Here is an 18,441-nt window from a genome sequence, read left to right on the forward strand (position 1 = left end):
CTCACCGAGAACGCTTGGGACCGCGCTTTTCTCGCACTCGCACATTGATGCGGATCGGGCTGCCCTCGAATCCGAACGTCTCCCGCAATCGCCGCTCCAGGAACCGGCGGTAGCCCGCCTCCAAAAATCCCGAGCTGAACAACACGAATGTCGGGGGACGCGACGTCGCCTGGGTGGCGAACAGGATGCGCGGTGCGCGGCCCCCGCGCGCCGGCGGCGGGGTCGCGGCAACTACCTCTTTGAGCCAGGTGTTGAGCTGGCCGGTGGAGATCCGCTTGTCCCAGGAGGCCAGCGAGGTCTCCAGCGCCGGCACCAACTTCTGCACGGCGCGACCGGTTTTCGCCGAGATGTTCACCCGCGGCGCCCACGCCAGCCGGGCCATGTCCCGGTCGATCTCCTTGTCCAGCACGTAACGCCGGTCCTCATCGACCAGGTCCCACTTGTTGTAGGCCAGCACCACCGCCCGGCCCGCTTCGACCACCATCGAGATCACCCGCTGATCCTGCTCGGTCAGCGGCAACGACGAATCGACCAGCACGATCACCACTTCGGCGGCGTCGATAGCCCCGTGGGTGCGCACCGAGGCGTAGAACTCGTGTCCGCTGGCCTGCCCCACCTTGCGGCGCAGCCCCGCGGTGTCGACGAAACGCCAGATCTTGCCGTCCATTTCGATCAGCGAGTCGACCGGGTCGACGGTCGTGCCGGCCACGTCGTGCACCACCGACCGCTCGTCGCCGGCCAACCGGTTCAGCAGCGAGCTCTTGCCCACGTTGGGCTTGCCCACCAACGCCACCCGTCGTGGGCCACCTCCGCCGCCGGCGGTTTCGGCCACCTCGGGCAGCTTGGCGATCACCTCATCCAGCAGGTCGGCCACTCCGCGGCCGTGCAACGCACTGACGGTGAACGGCTCGCCCAGCCCCAAAGACCACAGCGCCGCCGCATCGGCCTCGGCCCGATCACTGTCAACCTTGTTGGCGGCCAAGAACACCGGCTTACCGGACCGGCGCAGAATCCGCGCGGCGGCCTCGTCGCCGGCGGTGGCGCCGACCACCGTGTCCACCACCAGAATCACCGCGTCGGCGGTACGCATCGCCACCGCAGCCTGCTCGGCCACCAGCTGCTGCAGGCCCTTGGCGTCGGGCTCCCAGCCGCCGGTGTCCTGGACCACGAAGCGCCGGCCGGTCCACAGCGCGTCGTAGGACACCCGGTCACGGGTCACGCCGGGCAGGTCCTGCACCACCGCTTCACGCCGGCCCAGGATCCGGTTGACCAGCGTCGACTTGCCGACGTTGGGCCGGCCCACCACGGCCACCACCGGCGGCGGACCGGAGTCCTCGACCAGATCGTCGAAGCCGCCCTCTTCGCCGATCTCCCAGTCGCTTTCGTCGACCCAGGTTCCGTCACTCATCGGATCGCCCCGCAATGCTGCTCAACCAGGCCGCGCAGATGGTCGACCACCTGCTCCTGGGTCATGTCTCCGGTGTCCACGATCACCGCGTCGTCGGCGGGCCGCAGTGGCGACACCGCCCTCGTGGAATCCAACTCGTCGCGGCGCAACACGTCGGCCAGCACGCCGGCGTAGTCGTCGCGCAGCCCCGCCGCGATGTTCTGGTCATTGCGCCGCCGGGCCCGGGTCTCGGCCGAGGCGGTCAGAAAGATCTTCACGTCGGCGTCGGGCAACACCACGGTGCCGATATCGCGGCCTTCGACCACCACGCCACCGCCTTGCGCGGCCAACTGCTGCTGCAGCGCGACCAGCCGGGTGCGCACCGCGGGCACCGCGGCCACCGCCGACACCGCGCGGGTCACCTCGTCGCCGCGGATCTCTTGCGAAACGTCTTCGTCGCCAAGAAAAGCGCGGTCGCCCTCGGGCTGGGATTCCACCGAGACCGCGACGTCCTGAGCCACCGCGCCGATGCCGTCGGTGTCATCAAGTGCCACACCGGAGCGCAGCACCGCCAGCGTGATGACCCGGTACATCGCGCCGGTGTCCAGATACCGGGATCCCAGCGCCGCCGCCAGTCCCTTTGCGACCGTGGACTTTCCCGTTCCGGCCGGCCCGTCGATAGCCACCACGGCGGCACTGCCCGCGCTCACAGGCCCACCGCCGCATACAGTTCGCCGACTTCCTTGCGGGTCAACGCCCGGATGCTGCCGGGACGCTGCTCCCCCAGCGCCACCGAACCGATGTCGGTGCGCACCAACTCCTGGACCGGGAATCCGACCGCCGCCAGCATCCGCCGCACGATCCGCTTGCGTCCTTCGTGCAGGGTGACCCGCACCAGCGACTTGCCGGGCACGGTGTCGACCACCGCGAAGTCGTCGACGTTCGCCGGGCCGTCGTCGAGTTCGACACCCTCGCGCAGCTTCTTGCCCAGTCCGCGCGGGATGGCGCCCACCACGGTGGCGATATAGGTCTTGGGCACCTGATACGACGGGTGCATCAGCCGGTGCGCGAGTTCGCCGTCGTTGGTCAGCAACATCAGGCCCTCGGTGTCGGCATCGAGGCGGCCGACGTGAAACAGCTTGGCGTCGCCACGAACTCGGTGCTCGACGTAGTCGCCGATGCAGGGCCGTCCGCGGTCGTCCGACATGGTCGAATGCACTCCGCGCGGCTTGTTCAGCGCCAGGTAGACCCGGGTGTCATCGACGGTCACCCGGGCGCCGTCGACCCGGATCACCGCGGAGGCGGGGTCCACGCGGGTGCCCAGTTCGGTCACCACCCGGCCGTCCACCTCAACCCGGCCGTCGCGAATCATCCGCTCAGCGACCCGCCGCGAGGCGACCCCGGCCTGCGACAGCACCTTCTGCAGGCGCACGCCGGCTTGTTCTTCGTCCGGCCACGCCATCAGAGGTGGTCCACATCGAAGGCCAGCGGCTGATCGTTCGCCGGCGCACCGCCGAGTTTCATGAAACGCGGTTCACTGTCCAGGCTTTCACTCAAGTCGTCGATCACGTCGACGTCGGGTAGCAGTGGGGCGATGTCGGGCAGGTCGGTCAGCGACGACAGGCCCAACCGCTCCAGGAACAACTCCGTGGTCGCGAACGTCACCGCACCGGTGTCGGGATCGGTGCCCGCCTCGGTGATCAGGCCGCGCGCCACCAGGGTGCGGATCACCGCGTCCACATTCACCCCGCGCACAGCGCTGACCCGGGCCCGCGTCACGGGCTGGCGGTAGGCCACCACGGCCAGCGTCTCCAGCGCGGCGCGGGTCAGCTTGGAGCGGGCGCCGTCGAGCAGTAACCGCTCCACGTACGGCGCGAACCGGGCACGGGTGTACAGCCGCCAGCCGCCACCGGCTTCGCGCAAGTCGATGCCGCTGTCGCGTTCGGTGAACTCGTCGGCCATGTTCCGCAGCTTGGCGGTGATCCGATAGACCGGCTGATCGGTGGCGGCCGCCAATGCCTCCACCGTCACCGGCGTGTCCACGACCAGCAGCAGCGCCTCGAGCACCGATCCCAGCTCGGCGTCCTCGAGTTCGGGTGCCAGTGCGACGTCGATCCCCAGATTGGAGTCCGACGGGCCGGCGGAGCCTTCGTCGCCGTGATCTTCGGGCTGTTCCACAGCGTCGCCAACCTCGGGTGCCTCGATATCCTCCGGCACTTCGGAGTCGGGCAGGTGGTCAGTCATCAATTCGTCTCGCACTACTCGGCCGATTCTGCTTTCACCAGGTCTTCATTGGTGGGACGTTCCCCCGTCCACGACACCTGGAGCACACCAAGTGGTTCTGACTGCTCAAATGCTACCGCCCGGGCCCGATACAGTTCGAGCAGAGCCAGGAAGCGCCCGACGATCTCGATCGGCATCGAGCAGTCGGCGACCAGTTCGGAGAACGACGCCCACTGCCCCGTGCCGCGGGCCTCCAACAGCCGCAACACCACACCGGCCTGCTCGGGTACCGACACCATCACCTGGTGCAGGTGTTCCAGGCCCACCACCGGGACCGGGCGCGGGGTGAACGCGGCCGCCGCGATCTGAGCGAACGACTCGGCGTCGACACCGAGCATTACTTCGGGAAGCAGGTTGGCGAAGTTGTCTTCCAGCGACACCGCGCGCGGGTAGCTGCGCAGTGCGGCGGCTTCCAGTTCGGCGAACATCTGCGCGACGTGCTTGAACGCCCGGTACTGCAGCAGACGCGCGAACAGCAGGTCGCGAACTTCGAGCAACGCCAGGTCTTCTTCGTCGTCGACCTGACCGGCCGGCAGCAGCCGGGCCGCCTTGAGGTCGAGCAGTGTCGCGGCGATCACCAGAAAGGCGGTGGTCTCCTCGAGCTCCAGCTGCGCGCCGACGTCGCGGGTGTAGGCGATGAAGTCATCGGTGACCTGGTGCAGCGCCACCTCGGTGACGTCGAGGCGGTGCGCGAAGATCAGCTGCAGCAGCAGATCGAAGGGACCCTCGAAGTTGGTCAGCCGGACCTGGAAGCCCGGCGGTTCAGCGAGGCTCGACGGAGGAGAGGTGAGGCTGGGACCGCCGCTTGGACCCGGCGGTTCGGCGGGGGCGTCGGCCGTCGGTGTGTCTACGTTCACGCGCCGAATCGGTCGATGACTTCGCGGGCCAACGCACGATAGGCCTGCGCGCCGCCGGACTTCGGGGCCCAGGTGGTGATGGGCTCGCCGGCCACGGTGGTCTCGGGAAAACGCACGGTGCGGGTGATGACGGTGTCGAACACCAGGTCGCCGAAGCGCTCCACCACCCGCGACATCACCTCGCGGGAGTTGACCGTGCGCGGGTCGTAACGGGTCAGCAGGATGCCGCTGATCTCCAGCTTCGGGTTGAGCCGGTCGCGGACCTTGTCGACCGTGTCGGTCAGCAGCGCCAGGCCGCGCAGCGAGAAGTACTCGCATTCGGTCGGGATCACCACGCCGTCGGCGCAGGCCAGACCGTTGACGGTGAGCAGCCCCAGGGACGGCTGGCAGTCGATCAACAGGTAGTCGTAGCGGTCCAGCACCGGCGTCAGCGCCCGCGCCAGGGAATGCTCGCGCCCCACCTCGTTGACCAGCTGGATCTCGGCCGCGGACAGGTCGATGTTGGAGGGCACCAGGTCCAGGTTCTCCACCGAGGTCTGCACCAGCACGTCGTCGATACCGACCCGCGGTTCGACCAGCAGGTTGTGCACGGTGTGCGCCAGGTCGTAGTGCGGCACCCCCAGGCCCGCCGACAGCGCACCCTGCGGGTCCAGGTCGACCAGCAACACCCGGCGGCCGTATTCGGCCAGCGCGGCACCGAGGTTGATGGTGGAAGTCGTCTTGCCGACGCCGCCCTTCTGGTTGCACATCGCGATGACCTTGGCCGGCCCGTGCGTCGAACGGGGCTGCGGCTCGGGGATATTCCGCGGCGGACGCCCGGTCAAGCCGACGTCGGGAGTGTCGTCGTCGCTCATGGCCGAACCGGCGCTGTGGTGGCGGACATCCGCAGAAGTCTAATAGGTGTCCGGCGTCCGTATTAGCCACATGACCAGTGAATGCGGTGCTGACGGTCATAGGATCGCATCCATGAGCCTCAAACGACGTCTGCCCTTCCTGCGGTGGTCGTTCCTGCGGATGGCCACCGGCGCGCGCAACATCGTCACCACGGGTCAGATCGGCGACGGCCGCGAGGCGGCAGCGGTCGACTTCGTGCTGGCCAAGGCCCGGGCCGGCGACATCGACGACGTGCTCGCCCGCATCGACGAGTTCGCCTACGAGAAGTCTTTGCTGATCAATATCGGCGATGAGAAGGGCCTGCTGCTGGACGCCGCGGTACAGCGGGTCAATCCGGCGCTGGCATTGGAGCTGGGCACCTACTGCGGCTACAGCGCGCTGCGGATCGCGCGCGCGGCACCGTCGGCGCGGATCTACTCGATCGAGCTGGCCGAGGCCAACGCCGCCAACGCCCGGCGGATCTGGGCGCACGCCGGGGTGGCCGACCGGGTGACGTGCGTGGTGGGCACCATCGGCGACGGCGGTCGCACCCTGGACGCCTTGACCGCCAAGCACGGTTTTGCCGCCGGCGGGCTGGACTTCTTGTTCATCGACCACGACAAGGACGCCTACCTGCCCGACTTGCAGGCCATCCTCGATCGGGGCTGGCTGCGTCCGGGGGCGGTGGTGGTGGCCGACAACGTCAAGCTGCCCGGCGCACCGCGCTACCGCGAGTACATGCAGGCCCAGCAGGGCTCGCGGTGGGACACCGTCGAACACAAAACGCACGTGGAGTACCAGAGCCTGCTGCACGACTTGGTGCTCGAGTCGACCTACCTGGGCGGCTAGTACCTGGCGCGAGCGTGCGCAGAAGGACAGTTTTTACGGCGTGTCGGCGGGCAGACACGCACGCTCGAGCGGTAAAGAATCAGCGCGCGCGGGGGTGGGCGCCGGCCCAGACCTCACGCAGGGCGTTGACGGTGACCAGGGTGTAGATCTGGGTGGTGGTCACCGAGGCGTGGCCGAGCAGCTCTTGCACCACCCGCACGTCGGCACCGCCGTCGAGCAGATGGGTGGCAAAGGAGTGCCGCAGCGTGTGTGGTGACACCTTCGCGGTGATTCCGGCCCGTTCGGCGGCGTCCTGCAGCACCTGCCAGGCGCTCTGCCGCGACAGCCGCCCACCCCGGGCGTTGAGGAACACCGCGGCGGTGCCGCGGCCGCGGACGGCCAGATCCGGGCGGCCCCGCACCAGGTAGGCGTCCAGCGCCGCGACCGCCGGCCGCCCGACCGGCACCAATCGCTGCTTGCCGCCCTTGCCGTGCAACAGCACCGACCGGTCGGCCACATCAATGTCGTCGATGTCCATGCCCACGGCCTCGGAGATGCGAGATCCGGTGGAGTACAACATCTCCAGCAGGGCGCGGTTGCGCAGTGTCAACGGCCCGTCAGACTCGCTGTCGCCGCCGGCGCCGGCCAACAGCGCCGCCACCTCGTCGACGGTCAGGCTCTTGGGCAGCCGGCGCCCCGGGGTCGGCGGCCTGACCGAGCGCGCCACATCGGTCGCCACCAGTCCCTCCGCCGCGGCAAACCGGTGCAGCCCGCGCACCGCGATCAGTGCGCGCCCCGCCGAGACCGCCGACAGCGCGGGCACGCCGTTGTCGGGGTCGCCGCGACGCAGCGTCACCAGAAACTCGGTGACGTCACCTTCGGCGACGCCGGCCAGATCCTCGATCCCGCGGGCCAGCAGGTGCTCGCGGTAGCGGCGCAGGTCGCGCCGATAGGAACTCAAGGTGTTGGCCGCGACCCCGCGTTCGATGGTCAGGTGATCCAGATACCCCTGCAACTGCCCGCCCAGCGGGCACACCGGCTGGGTCACGGTGGTCATGGCCGGTTCTGCCTGGCGGCGAACGCTTTCGGTCGGTCGACCCACTCGGCGTCGGTGTCACGCAGCTCGGCGAAGCCCTGACGGTGCGCCTGTGCGGCCAGGATCCCTGCCACGGCAATGGCATTGACGATCTCGCCGGAAAACACCATCCGTGCCGCCTCGGCGAGCGAATACCACTCGCACTTCAGATCGGCCTCTTCGTCGTGGGCCTCCGGGCGGCCCACCTCGGTCAGACCGGTGGCCAGGTACACCCGCACCGACTCGTCGGAGAAGCCCGGCGTGGAGTCCAGGTCCACCAGCACCTGCCAGGTGGTCGCGGTCAGACCGGCCTCCTCGACCAGTTCGCGTCCGGCCGTGACATGCGGCGGCTCGCCACCGACGTCGAGCAGGCCGGCGGGCAGCTCCCACAGCCGCCGGCCCAGCGCGTGGCGGTACTGGTAGATCAGCGGGATCTGGCCCTCGGTGTTGACGGCGACCACCGCCACCGCCCCGAAGTGCTCCACCACGTCCCGGGTGGCCGTCGCGCCACCCGGCATCAAGACCTCGTCCCGGCGCAGCGCAAAGATCTTGCCGCTGTGCAGCAGCTGCGACGACGTGGTCTCGAAGACGTGGTCAGCCACGGGTGACGTGTTCCGGCAGCGCTTCTTGCACCGGGTCGGTCAACGGCTGGGCGCTGCCGCCGTGCCCCTGCGCTCCGTTCTGGGCGTCATCGTGATCGGCGGCGTGCGGCTCGTGGGCGTGCTCGGGGATCTCCACCGGCAGCCGCTCGGCGGCCTTGTAGTCCATCGCCGCGCCGACGAACGCGGCGAACAGCGGATGCGCCCGGGTGGGCCTGCTCTTGAGCTCCGGGTGCGCCTGGGTGCCCACCAGAAACGGGTGCACCTCGCGCGGGTACTCGACGAACTCCACCAGCTTGCCGTCCGGGGAGGTGCCGGAGAACCGCAGCCCGCTCTGGGCGATCCGGTCGCGGTAGGCGTTGTTGACCTCGAAACGGTGCCGGTGGCGCTCGGAGACCTCGGTGGCCTGATACGCCTCGGCGACAATCGAATCCGCTTCCAGCACGGCCGGATAGGCGCCCAGCCGCATGGTGCCGCCGAGGTCGGCCGTTCCGGCGACCGCCTCCTGCTGGTCGGCCATGGTCGCGATGACGGGGTCGGGGGTGTCCGGGTCGAACTCCGCCGAGCTGGCCTGAGTGACCCCGGCGGTGCGGGCCGCGTCGATCACGATGCATTGCAGGCCCAGGCACAGTCCCAGCACCGGCAGTGCGTGGGTGCGGGCGTAGGCGATGGCGCCGATCTTGCCCTCGATGCCGCGGATGCCGAACCCGCCGGGGATCAGCACCCCGTGCATCTCGCCCAGCGCGGCGGCGGCGCCGGCCGGGGTTTCGCACGCGTCGGAGGCCACCCAGTGGATCTCGACCTTCGCGAAATGGGTGAAGCCGCCGGCCCGCAGCGCCTCGGTCACCGACAGATACGCATCTGAGAGGTCGATGTACTTGCCCACCAAAGCGATTCGCACCGTCTCGTGGGGTTCGTGGACACGGCGCAGCAGCTCGTCCCACTCGGTCCAGTCGACGTCTTTGAACGGCAGGTTGAGCCGGCGCACCACGTAGGCGTCCAGCTCCTCGCGGTGCAGCACCTTGGGGATGTCGTAGATCGAGGGTGCGTCCGGGGTGGAGATCACCCCGTCGATGTCGACGTCGCACATCAGCGCGATCTTGTTCTTCAGCGCCTCTGGAACGTCGCGGTCACAACGCAGGATCAGCGCGTCGGGGGTGATGCCGATACTGCGCAGCGCGGCCACCGAGTGCTGGGTGGGCTTGGTCTTGAGCTCACCGGACGGGGCCAGGTAGGGCACCAGCGACACGTGCAGGAAGAAGACGTTGTCGCGGCCCACGTCGTGACGGATCTGACGGGCGGCTTCCAGGAAGGGCTGCGACTCGATGTCGCCGACGGTGCCGCCGATCTCGGTGATCACCACATCGGGGCGCATGCCGTCGGCGTCCGGCTCCGACATGGCCAGGATGCGCCGCTTGATCTCGTCGGTGATGTGCGGGATCACCTGCACCGTGTCGCCGAGGTATTCGCCGCGGCGTTCCTTGGCGATGACCGTCGAATACACTTGGCCGGTGGTCACATTCGCCGAACCGGACAGGTCGCGGTCCAGGAATCGCTCGTAGTGACCGACGTCGAGGTCGGTCTCGGCGCCATCCTCGGTGACGAACACCTCACCATGCTGGAAGGGGTTCATGGTCCCAGGATCGACGTTGAGATAGGGGTCCAGCTTCTGCATGGTGACCTGCAGTCCCCGGGCGATCAGCAACTGGCCCAAGCTACTTGCGGTCAAACCCTTACCCAGCGAGGACGCAACTCCGCCCGTGACGAAGAGATGCTTCGGCTCGGTTTGCGGATGCTTTCGCAGTGGTGGCAACACCAACCTCCGTGACGACGGCGCAGGAACTTGAGGGCCTGCCGACCCACGGAATCTCACCCTAACATCGACCCGGCGTCTCGGCTCCAGACACGCCCACCCGCGCCCGGACACGGCCGGTGACGGGTCCCGGCTATTGCGCCAGCGTCACCGATCCGGCGCCGTGGCCGATGCCGTACTGGCCCGGCTGGCCGCCGCCGATCAGGCTGCTCACCGCCATCACGGTGGTGATCCGGCCCGACTCGATGTCCACGTCGTCGACGGTGCTGATGGTGCCGGCCACCGCGGGGTCGGTGCGGGCCATCGCCACCGCCGCGGTGCCCGACGCCGACCCGTCCCGGCCGGCCAGGACCGTCGCCGAGCCGTGCGGTGCCAGTGCCGCGGCGAACCGGGCCACGCTCAGCCCGCTGGTTCCGGCGTCTTCGGGCAGCCCCCCGCCGGCCACCACGATGGCGGCGTTGGCGGCCGGAAAGCGCTCTTGTTGGTAGGTGATGAAGCCGGTGTCGCGCAGCGCGGCCAGCACGGTGGCCCGGGCGGCGTCGTCGGTGGGGGTAATCGTCGGGTTGCGATTGATCAGCAGCGCGATCCCCAGCAGGTCACCGGCCTGGGCGTCCTGGTCGACCAGGCTGGTGCTCAGTTGGGCACCGGCCGGCACGATCCCGGACTCCAGCACGGCACGCAGCTTCTCCTCGGCGTTGCCGTCGACGAACTGCGCCGTCAGCGTCACCGTTCCGGTGACGGTTCCGCCGGCCTGCCCGATGATCCGCGAGACCGCCTCGACGTCGCCGTCGGCGGCGTCCGGGGTCCGGAAGATCACCGTGGACTTGCCGGTCAGCGTGTCGCGCACTATCCGGGGCGCCATCTGGGCGTCGAAATCGTTTGCGTTGCGCAGTCGTTCGCTCAGCGCGGTGTGCTGGTCATGCAGCGCGTCGATCTGCTCACGCAGATCCTGTTTGTCGGACTGCATGCCGGCCAGCAGCGGACCCGACAGCAGTCCAGAACCCAGTACGACACCGAAGACCAGTGCCAGCAGCACTGCCGTCAGCGACATCGCGTGATAGCGAGGGGTGATCATGGCGGTGCTGACCCCGATCCTTGTGCGTCGATCCCTATTAGGTCACCCAGTGCCGCAGCCACTGCGACAGGTGCTGCCAGTAGGTGCCGAGCCACTCGAGCACCACGGCGTCGGTCCGCGAGACCCACAATGCGACGACGATCGCCACCAGCATGGTCAGCACGAGCAGCGCGATCGCCCCGGCCGAGATCCTGCTGCGGTAGAGCGTGGCGACGGCGCGGGCGTCCACCAGCTTCTCGCCGACCTTGAGCCGGGTCATGAACATCGACGGGTTGCTCAGCTGACGGGTCCGGTCGAAGAACGTCTCGATGTTGGCGGTGTGCCCGGCCGTCACCAGCAGCGCCGCACCGTGGTGGTCGGCCAGCAGCAGTGCCAGGTCCATCGCGGATCCGGCGGCCGGGAAGGTCATGGCCCCGACACCCAGGTCCTGGATGCGCTCCAGACCGGGGGCGTGGCCGTCGGCGTCGGCTGGCAGCACGACCTGCGAGCCGCAGCGCAGCACCTCGGCGCTCATCTGGTCGGGGTCGCCGACGATCAGCTGCGGGCGGTAGCCGGCCTTGCGCAGCACGTCGGCTCCGACGCCGACGCCGATCAGCACCGGCTGGTACTCCTTGATGAAGGGTTTGAGGCATTTGAGGTCTTCGGCGGCACTGGCTTCGCCGCCGACCAGCACCACGTGGCGGCGCCGCAGGTCGACATCGATCTCGGGAATCCCGATCCCGTCGATCAGCAGCGGGCTCTCGCTGCGAATGAACTCGATGGTATTGCCGGCGAAGGACTCCAGGTGGGCCACCAGCCCGCTCTTGGCCTCGATCATCATGTCGGCGATCTCGACGTCGCTGCGTTCGACGCCGCGGGCCAGCCGACGGTCGCCGGAGTAGACGGCGCCGTTGTGGAGCCGGATCTTGGCGCCGTCGCGGATCTTCTTGAACACCGTGGGGCCGGCTTCGTCGATCAGCGTAACGCCGTTGGCGACCAGCACCTCCGGCCCCAGGTTGGGGTAGCGCCCGGAGATCGATGCCGAGGCGTTGACGACGCCGGCGATCTGGGCTTCCACCAATGCGTCGGCGGTGATCCGGTCCAGGTCGAGAATGTCGAGGACCACGATGTCGCCGGGGCCCACCCTGCGCAGCAGTCGGTCGATGTCGTGGTCAACCCGAGCCGTACCGACAAGGCCAGGCCGGGCGGTGTTACGAGACAGCAGCGCAGACATCTTCATGGCCGCGATTCTGGCCGGGACGTCGCGAGAATCGCGGGAGGCGCGCCGTAACACCAGCCCCAGAAGTTTCATCGCGTCACATCAGTCACACGGCGGTGACCCCGTGCGGCTCAGCTGTCGGCGCCCGCGCCCCGATCCTCTTGCGCGGCATCCAGCAGCTCGCGCGCGTGCGCCCGGGCGGTGTCGGTCTCCCCCAGCCCGGCCAGCATCCGGGCCAGCTCGCCGACCCGGTCCTCGCCGTCCAGCCGCCGCACCCCGCTGGCGCCCTGCCGCCCGGTGGGCTCGACCATCAGGTGCACGTCGGCGTAGGCCGCCACCTGCGGCAGGTGCGTCACCACGATGACCTGATGGGTGCGAGCCAACCGGGCCAGCCGCCGCCCGATCTGCACCGCGGCCCGCCCGCCCACTCCGGCGTCGACCTCGTCGAACACCATCGTGGTGCCGGCCGACTGCCGCGATGAGGTGGCCAGCACCACCTCCAGCGCCAGCATCACCCGCGACAGCTCCCCGCCGGAGGCGCTCTTGGCCAGCGGCAGCACCGTCATGCCGCGGTGCGGGGCCAGTCCGAACTCGACATCGTCGATACCGTCGGCGCCGGCGTGCACGGTCTGCCCCGACGGCAACCGCAACGCGGCCGGATCCTCGGCGGCGGCCGGGCTGGTGCTGACCTCGATGCTGAACTCGGCGTCGGCCATGGCCAACCCGGACAGCTCGGCGCTGACCGCCTTGGCCAGCCCCCCGGCCGCCTTGGTGCGCGCCGCACTGAGGTCGGTGGCGGCCTTGGCCACCTGCTCGCCCAGCGCGTCGACACGGCGGGCCAGCTCGGCGAGTGCTTCCTCGGAGACGTCGAGCTGGGTCAGCCGTTCCCGGGACTGCGCGGCCCAGGCCAGCACCCCGTCGATGTCGGCGGCGTATTTGCGGGTCAGGCTGCGCAGCTCGGCCTGGCGGGCCAGCTTGGCGTCGAGGGCGTCGGCGCCGGTGGGCAGATCATCGAGATAACTGCCGAGTTCGCGGGCCACATCGCCCACCACGGTGAGCGCCTCGCCGAGCTGATCGCCCAGCGCCTGCAGCACGGTGTCGTCGGTGCCGCTCAACGCCGCCTTCGCCTGCCCCAGCCGATCGGTTGCCGAGTTCGGCCCGTCGGCCATACCGAGTGCCTCGGTCGCATCCTCGAAGCCGGCCAGAGCCCCCCGCGCACCCTCGGCCGCGGCGCGCAGCGCGTCAAGTTCGGAGAGCCGCCGGATGTCGGCGGTCAGCGCGTCGTCTTCACCGGCCCGGGGGTCGACGGCGTCGATCTCGCGTAGCGCGAACGTGAGCCGGTCGGCTTCCTGAGCCAGTTCCCGAGCACGGTCGCGGCGTTCGACCAGCTCGCGTCGGGCCGACTGCCAGGCCTCGCGCGCGGCGCGGTAACGCTCCAGCCGGGCGCCCACCGCGGCGTAGCGATCCAGCGCCGCACGCTGTTCATCCGGGCGCATCAACCGCAGCTGATCGTTCTGGCCGTGCAACGTCAACAGGCTGCCGGTGAAACCGGTCAGCGATTTCGCCGGCACCCCGCGACCACCCAGGTAGGCCCGCGAGGGGCCGTCGCGGCTGACCGAGCGGGCCGCGATCACCGTGCCGTCCTCGTCGCGCTCGGCCCCGGCCGCCTCGAGCAGTTCGTCGATCTGCCCGGCCGCGGCCCGCGCCAGATCCGCGGTGCAGAACCTGCCCTCCACCACGGCACGGGCGGCCCCGGAACGCACCCGGTTGGCATCGGCGCGCGCACCACCGAGCAGGTGCAACCCGGTGACCACCATCGTCTTGCCGGTGCCGGTCTCGCCGGTCAGTACGGTCAGTCCGCGGTCGAATTCAGCGGTGGCCGCGCTGATGGCGCCCAGGGACTCGATACGGATCTCAGTCAGCACCTCAGGCGCACCCCTACTGTCCGCGCCAGCCGGTGACCGGCAGCCGGAATTTGCGCACCAGGCGGTCGGTGAACGGCGAGCGGCCCAGCCGAGCCCACTTCACCGGGCTGACGCCGCGCTGCACCTCGAGGCGACCACCGGCGGGCACCAGCATTCTGCGGCGACCGTCGCAGAACACCAGCGCGGGGTGGCCGTCGCTGGACTCCACCTCGATCGCGATCGTGGAGGCGGGACTGGTGACCATGGGCCGGGCGAACAGCGCGTGAGCGTTGTTGGGCACCACCAGGATCGCGTCCAGATCGGGCCACAGCACCGGCCCGCCGGCGGAGAACGCGTAGGCGGTGGATCCGGTCGGGGTCGACACCAGCACCCCGTCACAGCCGAACGTCGACACCGGCCGGCCGTCCACCTCGACGACCACGCCCAGCACGCCCAACCGCGGGCCCTTCTCCATGCTGGCCTCGTTGAGCGCCCACCCGCTGTCGGTGATCTCGCCGTCGACGCGCACCACGACGTCCAGCGTCATCCGGTCTTCCACCCGGTAGTCGCGGGCGATGATCTTGTCCAGGACCTGGTCGATGGTGTCGGCTTCCGCTTCGGCCAGAAACCCGATCCGGCCCAGATTGACGCCCAGCACCGGGATGTCGGCGCTGCGGGCCAGTTCCGCGGCGCGCAGGAAGGTTCCATCACCGCCGAGCACCAGGACCAGTTCGCAGCCCTCGGCCGCCCCGTTGTCGGGGTCCACCAGGTCGATCGCGACCCCGACTTCACGGGCGTCGTCAGAACCGGCGTGCAGCGCGCCCTTGTCGACGGCTTCGGCGGTCAGCACGCGCAGCGCGATGCCGTGTTCGGCGAGCACCTTCTCGACGCGGCGGGCGGTGTCGGTGGCCTCTTCCCGACCGCTGTGCACCACCAGCAGCACGGTGCGTTGATGATCTCCACTGGTCATTGCGGACCCCTCGCGACGGCATCCTGCACGGCGGCGCGCAACGCGTCACCGGTCAGCGGCGCGGCGGCGGCGCGCAGATGCAGAAAGTATTCGACGTTGCCGGACGGTCCCGGCAGTGGACTGGCGGTGACGGCGACGGTGCCCCACCCCAGTTCTTCGGCGCGGTGCGCCACCGACACGACCGCATCGGCCCGTAGGGCCGGGTCCGACACCACACCGCCGGCACCGACCAGTTGTCGTCCGACCTCGAACTGCGGTTTCACCATTGGCACGATATCGGCGTGCGGTGACGCGCAGCCAGCCAGCGCGGGCAACACCGTCGCCAGCGAGATGAACGACAGGTCCGCCACGATCAGCTCCGCGGGCCCGCCGATGATGTCGACCGTCAGCCCACGGACATTGGTGCGTTCGATGACCACCACCCGCGGGTCGGTGCGCAGTGACCACGCCAACTGCCCGTAGCCGACGTCGACGGCGGCCACCCGGGCCGCGCCCCGGTCCAGCAGCACTTCGGTGAATCCGCCGGTCGAGGCGCCGGCGTCCAGGCACTGCCGGCCGGTCACGGTGATACCGAAGGTGTCCAGGGCACCGATCAGCTTGTGCGCCCCGCGCGACACCCAGCTGCGTTCGCCGTCGTCCACCACCGCCAGCGCCGCGGTCACCGCCACGGCGGTGGCGGCCTTCACCGCCGGGATGCCGTCGATGGTGACCTTGCCGGCATCGATCAATTCGGCGGCCTGCTGACGAGACCGGGCCAATCCGCGCCGGACCAGTTCGGCGTCGACGCGAGCACGCCGCGACATGCCTGACTCAGCCCTTCTCCACCGACTCCAGCGCCCGCACCAATACCTGGTGGGCCTCTTCGAGCCGCTGCGCCAGCGCGTTCAGATCGCTGTGGGCCGGCAGATCGGCCAGCTCGGCTTCGCCGGGCAACTCGGCCAGCACCGCCGCGACGCGTGCTCGGACGTCCTCAATCTCACTGTTCATGGGTGTCACTCAGGCTAGCCGACACCGCTTACGGCCACGTGCCGAGCAGGGACCACTGCTGCAGTGCCGCGTCCGCGGTGTCGTCGGCGGCCGCAACGGTGAATGAGCGGCCCGCGAGCTCGGCGTCCCACACCGCTGATGCGAGCGCGCGGACGATCGCCAGTCCGTCACCGTCTTCCTCGGGTTGTCCGGCGGCGACGGTGACGGTGCTGCCCTCCACCGTGACGTCCCACTCCGGCTGTGACCCGATCGCCAGCTTGCCGGCGCCGATGTGCAGCGCCCGCAGGTCATGGCCGAGGTAGGTCGGACGGTGCTCGGCGACCGCACCGACGGCGTCGCGGGCGGAGTTCACTCCGGTGAGCACCATCAGGCTGGGCAGCGCGGCGGCGTTGGCCGCGGCGATGTCGGTGTCGAGCCGGTCGCCGACCACCAGCGGGGCGTAGAACTCGCCGCGGGTCAGCGCAGCGGTCAGCAGCGCCGGGCCCGGCTTGCCGGCCACCTGCGGTTCGGCGTCGGTGGCAGCCTGCAGGGCGGCCACCATCGAACCGTTGCCGGGCAGCAGGCCCCGCTCCGACGGCAGCGTCTTGTCGACATTGGTGGTCATCCACAGTGCCCCGGCACGGATCGCCAGCGCCGCCTCGGCCAGGTCGGCCCAGCCCAGCTCGGTGGACAGGCCCTGGATCACGGCGGCCGGTTCGTCCTCAGCCAGCCGCACCGCTTCCAGTCCGACGGCGCCGATCTCGGCCGCCAGCGACTCGGCACCCAGCACCAGGACCCGTGCCCCGGCGGGCAGTTGGCCGGCCAGCAGGTCGGCCGCGATCTGCCCGCTGGTGGCGACGTCCTCGGCGGTGGCGGTGAAGCCCAGCTGGTTCAGATGTGCTGCGACCTGCTCCGCGCCGCGGGACGAATTGTTGGTGATGAACAGCTTTCGGCTCTGCAGTTCGGCCAGGGTTTCGACAGCGCCGGCGGTGGGTTCGCCACCGCGGAACACCGTGCCGTCCAGATCCAGCAGCAGGCAGTCGTATTCCTCGGCCAGCGCCGCTCCGCCGCCGAGCTCGGCGATGCGGTCCTCGACGTCGGTGACGCCCTCGGTGTCGGCGGCCGCGGCCCGCAGGAACCACTCCAGCGCCTCGCCTTCGCGACCGAGTGCCACCAGGGTCTCGCCGTGCGCGTAGTGCAGCCGGGCCACCGTCGAGCCGGTCCGGTCGGGGTCGGTCGGCGCCGAGGACAGCACCGTCAGCGCCTGCTCCAGCTGCCCCAGGTCGGCGCGAGCACCGGCGGCGACGATCCGCATCTCATCGGCCTCGTCGCCCTCGAGCTGCTCGGCATCCGGGCCGGTCGCCAACTCGATCGCCCGCTGAGGACGGCCCAGGCCGCGTTCGCAGTCGGCGATCAGCGGCAGCAGCGCGGACTTGCTGCCCATCCGTCGTGCTGCCCGCAACTCGCCCAGCGCCTGCGACCAGTCACCACACTGATAGGCGGCGATCCCGACGGCTTCGCGGACCGCGGTGATCCGCGTGGAGCGGGACCGGGCCGCCTTGGCGTGCAGCAGTGCGGTTTCCGGGTCGTCGTCGAGCAGCATGCCGGCGGCCACCAGGTGGCAGGCCACGGCGTCGGCGGTGGCCCGGTTGAGCGTGCTCAGCTCCCGGCGAACTTCCGGGGCCAGCTGCTTGGGCTCGACTCCGTCGGGCAGCGGCGGGTCGTCGTAGCGCTGGGTCGTTTCCTCGCCGGAAGCCCGCGGAGGTCGCGACGTGCTGTCGAAGTCCCGGCGCGGCCGAGACGAACGGTCGAAGTCGCGGGGCGGCCGGGAGCCACCGTCACGATCCCGGGGCGGTCGCGGGCTGCTGTCGCGGTCGCGCGGCGGTCGCGGGCTCCCGTCCCGGTCCCGGGGCGGTCGCGGACTGCCGTCCCGGTCCCATGCGGGACGCGGGTTGCCGTCGCGGTCCCATGCGGGACGCGGGTTGCCGTCGCGGTCGCGCGGCGGCTGGGAACGACGATCCCGGTCCGGTCCCGCGCCACGGGGGGTCCGACGCTGATCGCCGGATCCCCGGAACGAGCCACCACCGGACTGCCCGGGCCGACCACCGGATTGCCCGGGTCGGCCCCCGGATTGCCCGGGCCGGCCTCGTCGCCCGGCGTCGCCGGCGCCCCTGCCGCCGCCCCGCGGCCCGTCGCCGCCTTTGCCGTGTTCGGCCACCTCGCGCCCTCCGGTTGTAACAGTGCTACCGAAAAGGATACGGCGGGGATCGCCGACCTCTTGACACGGTCGCATATGCGCTATCTGTGCGCGTAAAACAATGGGATATGCATGAAATGCCTGTGCCCCCCAATTTCTTGGGGGGCACAGGGCTTAATGTTGTGTTCGGCGGTGTCCTACTTTTCCACCCGTGTGGGCAGTATCATCGGCGCTGACAGGCTTAGCTTCCGGGTTCGGGATGGGACCGGGCGTTTCCCTGTCGCTATTTCCGCCGTAACTCTATTTTTTTGTGTGGGTGCGGCTGGTTGGCCGGCACCGGTGTCACCACGTGTGTGTTTGGTGGTGGGGTGTGGGTTTGAGTGTTTGTGGTGTGGTTGCGGGCAACACGTGAATTG

At 69.9% G+C, this 18,441-nt stretch carries 17 protein-coding genes, 1 rRNA gene and 1 pseudogene; 1 reads left to right on the plus strand and 18 read right to left on the minus strand.

Annotation, left to right across the window (positions count from 1 at the left end):
- Position 1 precedes the first annotated feature (1 nt).
- The 6 genes from der to EJK91_RS11640 all read right to left on the minus strand — a co-directional run bounded on the left by der (position 2) and on the right by EJK91_RS11640 (position 5,381).
- Entirely contained in the window at positions 2-1,408 is a 1,407-nt protein-coding gene (gene der, locus EJK91_RS11615) for a ribosome biogenesis GTPase Der (RefSeq protein ID WP_036457664.1), read from the minus strand.
- The gene (gene cmk / locus EJK91_RS11620; RefSeq protein ID WP_046302188.1) at positions 1,405-2,097 is read right to left on the minus strand and encodes a (d)CMP kinase; all 693 of its coding nucleotides are present in this window, start codon (positions 2,095-2,097) and stop codon (positions 1,405-1,407) included. Before cmk ends, der begins: the two co-directional genes overlap by 4 nt.
- Positions 2,094-2,852, minus strand: coding sequence for a pseudouridine synthase (locus EJK91_RS11625; protein WP_192831007.1), 759 nt, complete (start codon positions 2,850-2,852; stop codon positions 2,094-2,096). The genes cmk and EJK91_RS11625 overlap by 4 nt, the downstream gene beginning before the upstream one ends.
- Positions 2,849-3,631, minus strand: a complete 783-nt coding sequence (gene scpB / locus EJK91_RS11630; RefSeq protein WP_081654526.1) for an SMC-Scp complex subunit ScpB — start codon at positions 3,629-3,631, stop codon at positions 2,849-2,851. The genes EJK91_RS11625 and scpB overlap by 4 nt, the downstream gene beginning before the upstream one ends.
- A 14-nt stretch (positions 3,632-3,645) precedes the next feature.
- Positions 3,646-4,410: a segregation/condensation protein A gene (locus EJK91_RS11635; protein WP_036457661.1), complete on the minus strand. Its 765-nt coding sequence runs from the start codon at positions 4,408-4,410 to the stop codon at positions 3,646-3,648.
- Positions 4,411-4,523: 113 nt separating this feature from the next.
- A complete protein-coding gene (locus EJK91_RS11640) occupies positions 4,524-5,381 on the minus strand; it encodes a ParA family protein (protein WP_024442037.1) in 858 nt (285 codons plus the stop codon).
- A gap of 112 nt (positions 5,382-5,493) precedes the next feature.
- Here EJK91_RS11640 and EJK91_RS11645 point away from each other — a divergent pair, with 112 nt between their 5' ends.
- Positions 5,494-6,249 (plus strand): O-methyltransferase, encoded by a 756-nt coding sequence (locus tag EJK91_RS11645; RefSeq protein WP_125079008.1) that lies wholly within the window; start codon positions 5,494-5,496, stop codon positions 6,247-6,249.
- 79 nt (positions 6,250-6,328) lie between these two features.
- Here the strand turns inward: EJK91_RS11645 and xerD are convergent, their stop codons facing one another.
- From xerD to rrf, 12 genes and pseudogenes are all read right to left on the minus strand, one after another.
- The gene (gene xerD, locus EJK91_RS11650; protein WP_125079009.1) at positions 6,329-7,285 is read right to left on the minus strand and encodes a site-specific tyrosine recombinase XerD; all 957 of its coding nucleotides are present in this window, start codon (positions 7,283-7,285) and stop codon (positions 6,329-6,331) included.
- On the minus strand, positions 7,282-7,905 hold the full coding sequence (locus EJK91_RS11655) for an NUDIX domain-containing protein (RefSeq protein ID WP_024442034.1): 624 nt from the start codon (positions 7,903-7,905) through the stop codon (positions 7,282-7,284). Before EJK91_RS11655 ends, xerD begins: the two co-directional genes overlap by 4 nt.
- Positions 7,898-9,706 (minus strand): CTP synthase, encoded by a 1,809-nt coding sequence (locus tag EJK91_RS11660; RefSeq protein ID WP_024442033.1) that lies wholly within the window; start codon positions 9,704-9,706, stop codon positions 7,898-7,900. The genes EJK91_RS11655 and EJK91_RS11660 overlap by 8 nt, the downstream gene beginning before the upstream one ends.
- A 142-nt stretch (positions 9,707-9,848) precedes the next feature.
- Complete coding sequence (locus tag EJK91_RS11665) at positions 9,849-10,790, minus strand: copper transporter (protein WP_024442032.1); 942 nt, start codon at positions 10,788-10,790, stop codon at positions 9,849-9,851.
- A gap of 37 nt (positions 10,791-10,827) precedes the next feature.
- Positions 10,828-12,009 (minus strand): putative cytokinetic ring protein SteA, encoded by a 1,182-nt coding sequence (gene steA / locus EJK91_RS11670; RefSeq protein WP_024442031.1) that lies wholly within the window; start codon positions 12,007-12,009, stop codon positions 10,828-10,830.
- A gap of 110 nt (positions 12,010-12,119) precedes the next feature.
- Complete coding sequence (recN, locus tag EJK91_RS11675) at positions 12,120-13,913, minus strand: DNA repair protein RecN (RefSeq protein WP_125079010.1); 1,794 nt, start codon at positions 13,911-13,913, stop codon at positions 12,120-12,122.
- Between the two features lie 13 nt (positions 13,914-13,926).
- Entirely contained in the window at positions 13,927-14,862 is a 936-nt protein-coding gene (locus EJK91_RS11680) for an NAD kinase (protein ID WP_024442029.1), read from the minus strand.
- Positions 14,859-15,665: a TlyA family RNA methyltransferase gene (locus EJK91_RS11685; protein ID WP_024442028.1), complete on the minus strand. Its 807-nt coding sequence runs from the start codon at positions 15,663-15,665 to the stop codon at positions 14,859-14,861. The genes EJK91_RS11680 and EJK91_RS11685 overlap by 4 nt, the downstream gene beginning before the upstream one ends.
- 7 nt (positions 15,666-15,672) lie before the next feature.
- A complete protein-coding gene (locus EJK91_RS21790; protein WP_164517943.1) occupies positions 15,673-15,849 on the minus strand; it encodes a hypothetical protein in 177 nt (58 codons plus the stop codon).
- 28 nt (positions 15,850-15,877) lie between these two features.
- Positions 15,878-16,912, minus strand: coding sequence for an HAD-IIA family hydrolase (locus EJK91_RS22395; protein ID WP_277424724.1), 1,035 nt, complete (start codon positions 16,910-16,912; stop codon positions 15,878-15,880).
- Positions 16,898-17,524 (minus strand): annotated as a pseudogene (locus EJK91_RS22400) (tetratricopeptide repeat protein); the annotation flags it as partial. The pseudogene EJK91_RS22400 and the gene EJK91_RS22395, both read right to left, overlap by 15 nt.
- 685 nt (positions 17,525-18,209) lie before the next feature.
- A 5S ribosomal RNA gene (gene rrf / locus EJK91_RS11695) occupies positions 18,210-18,322 on the minus strand.
- Positions 18,323-18,441 lie beyond the last annotated feature (119 nt).

It is taken from the genome of Mycobacterium sp. P7213, from assembly GCF_900604305.1.
Classification (GTDB): Bacteria; Actinomycetota; Actinomycetes; order Mycobacteriales; family Mycobacteriaceae; genus Mycobacterium.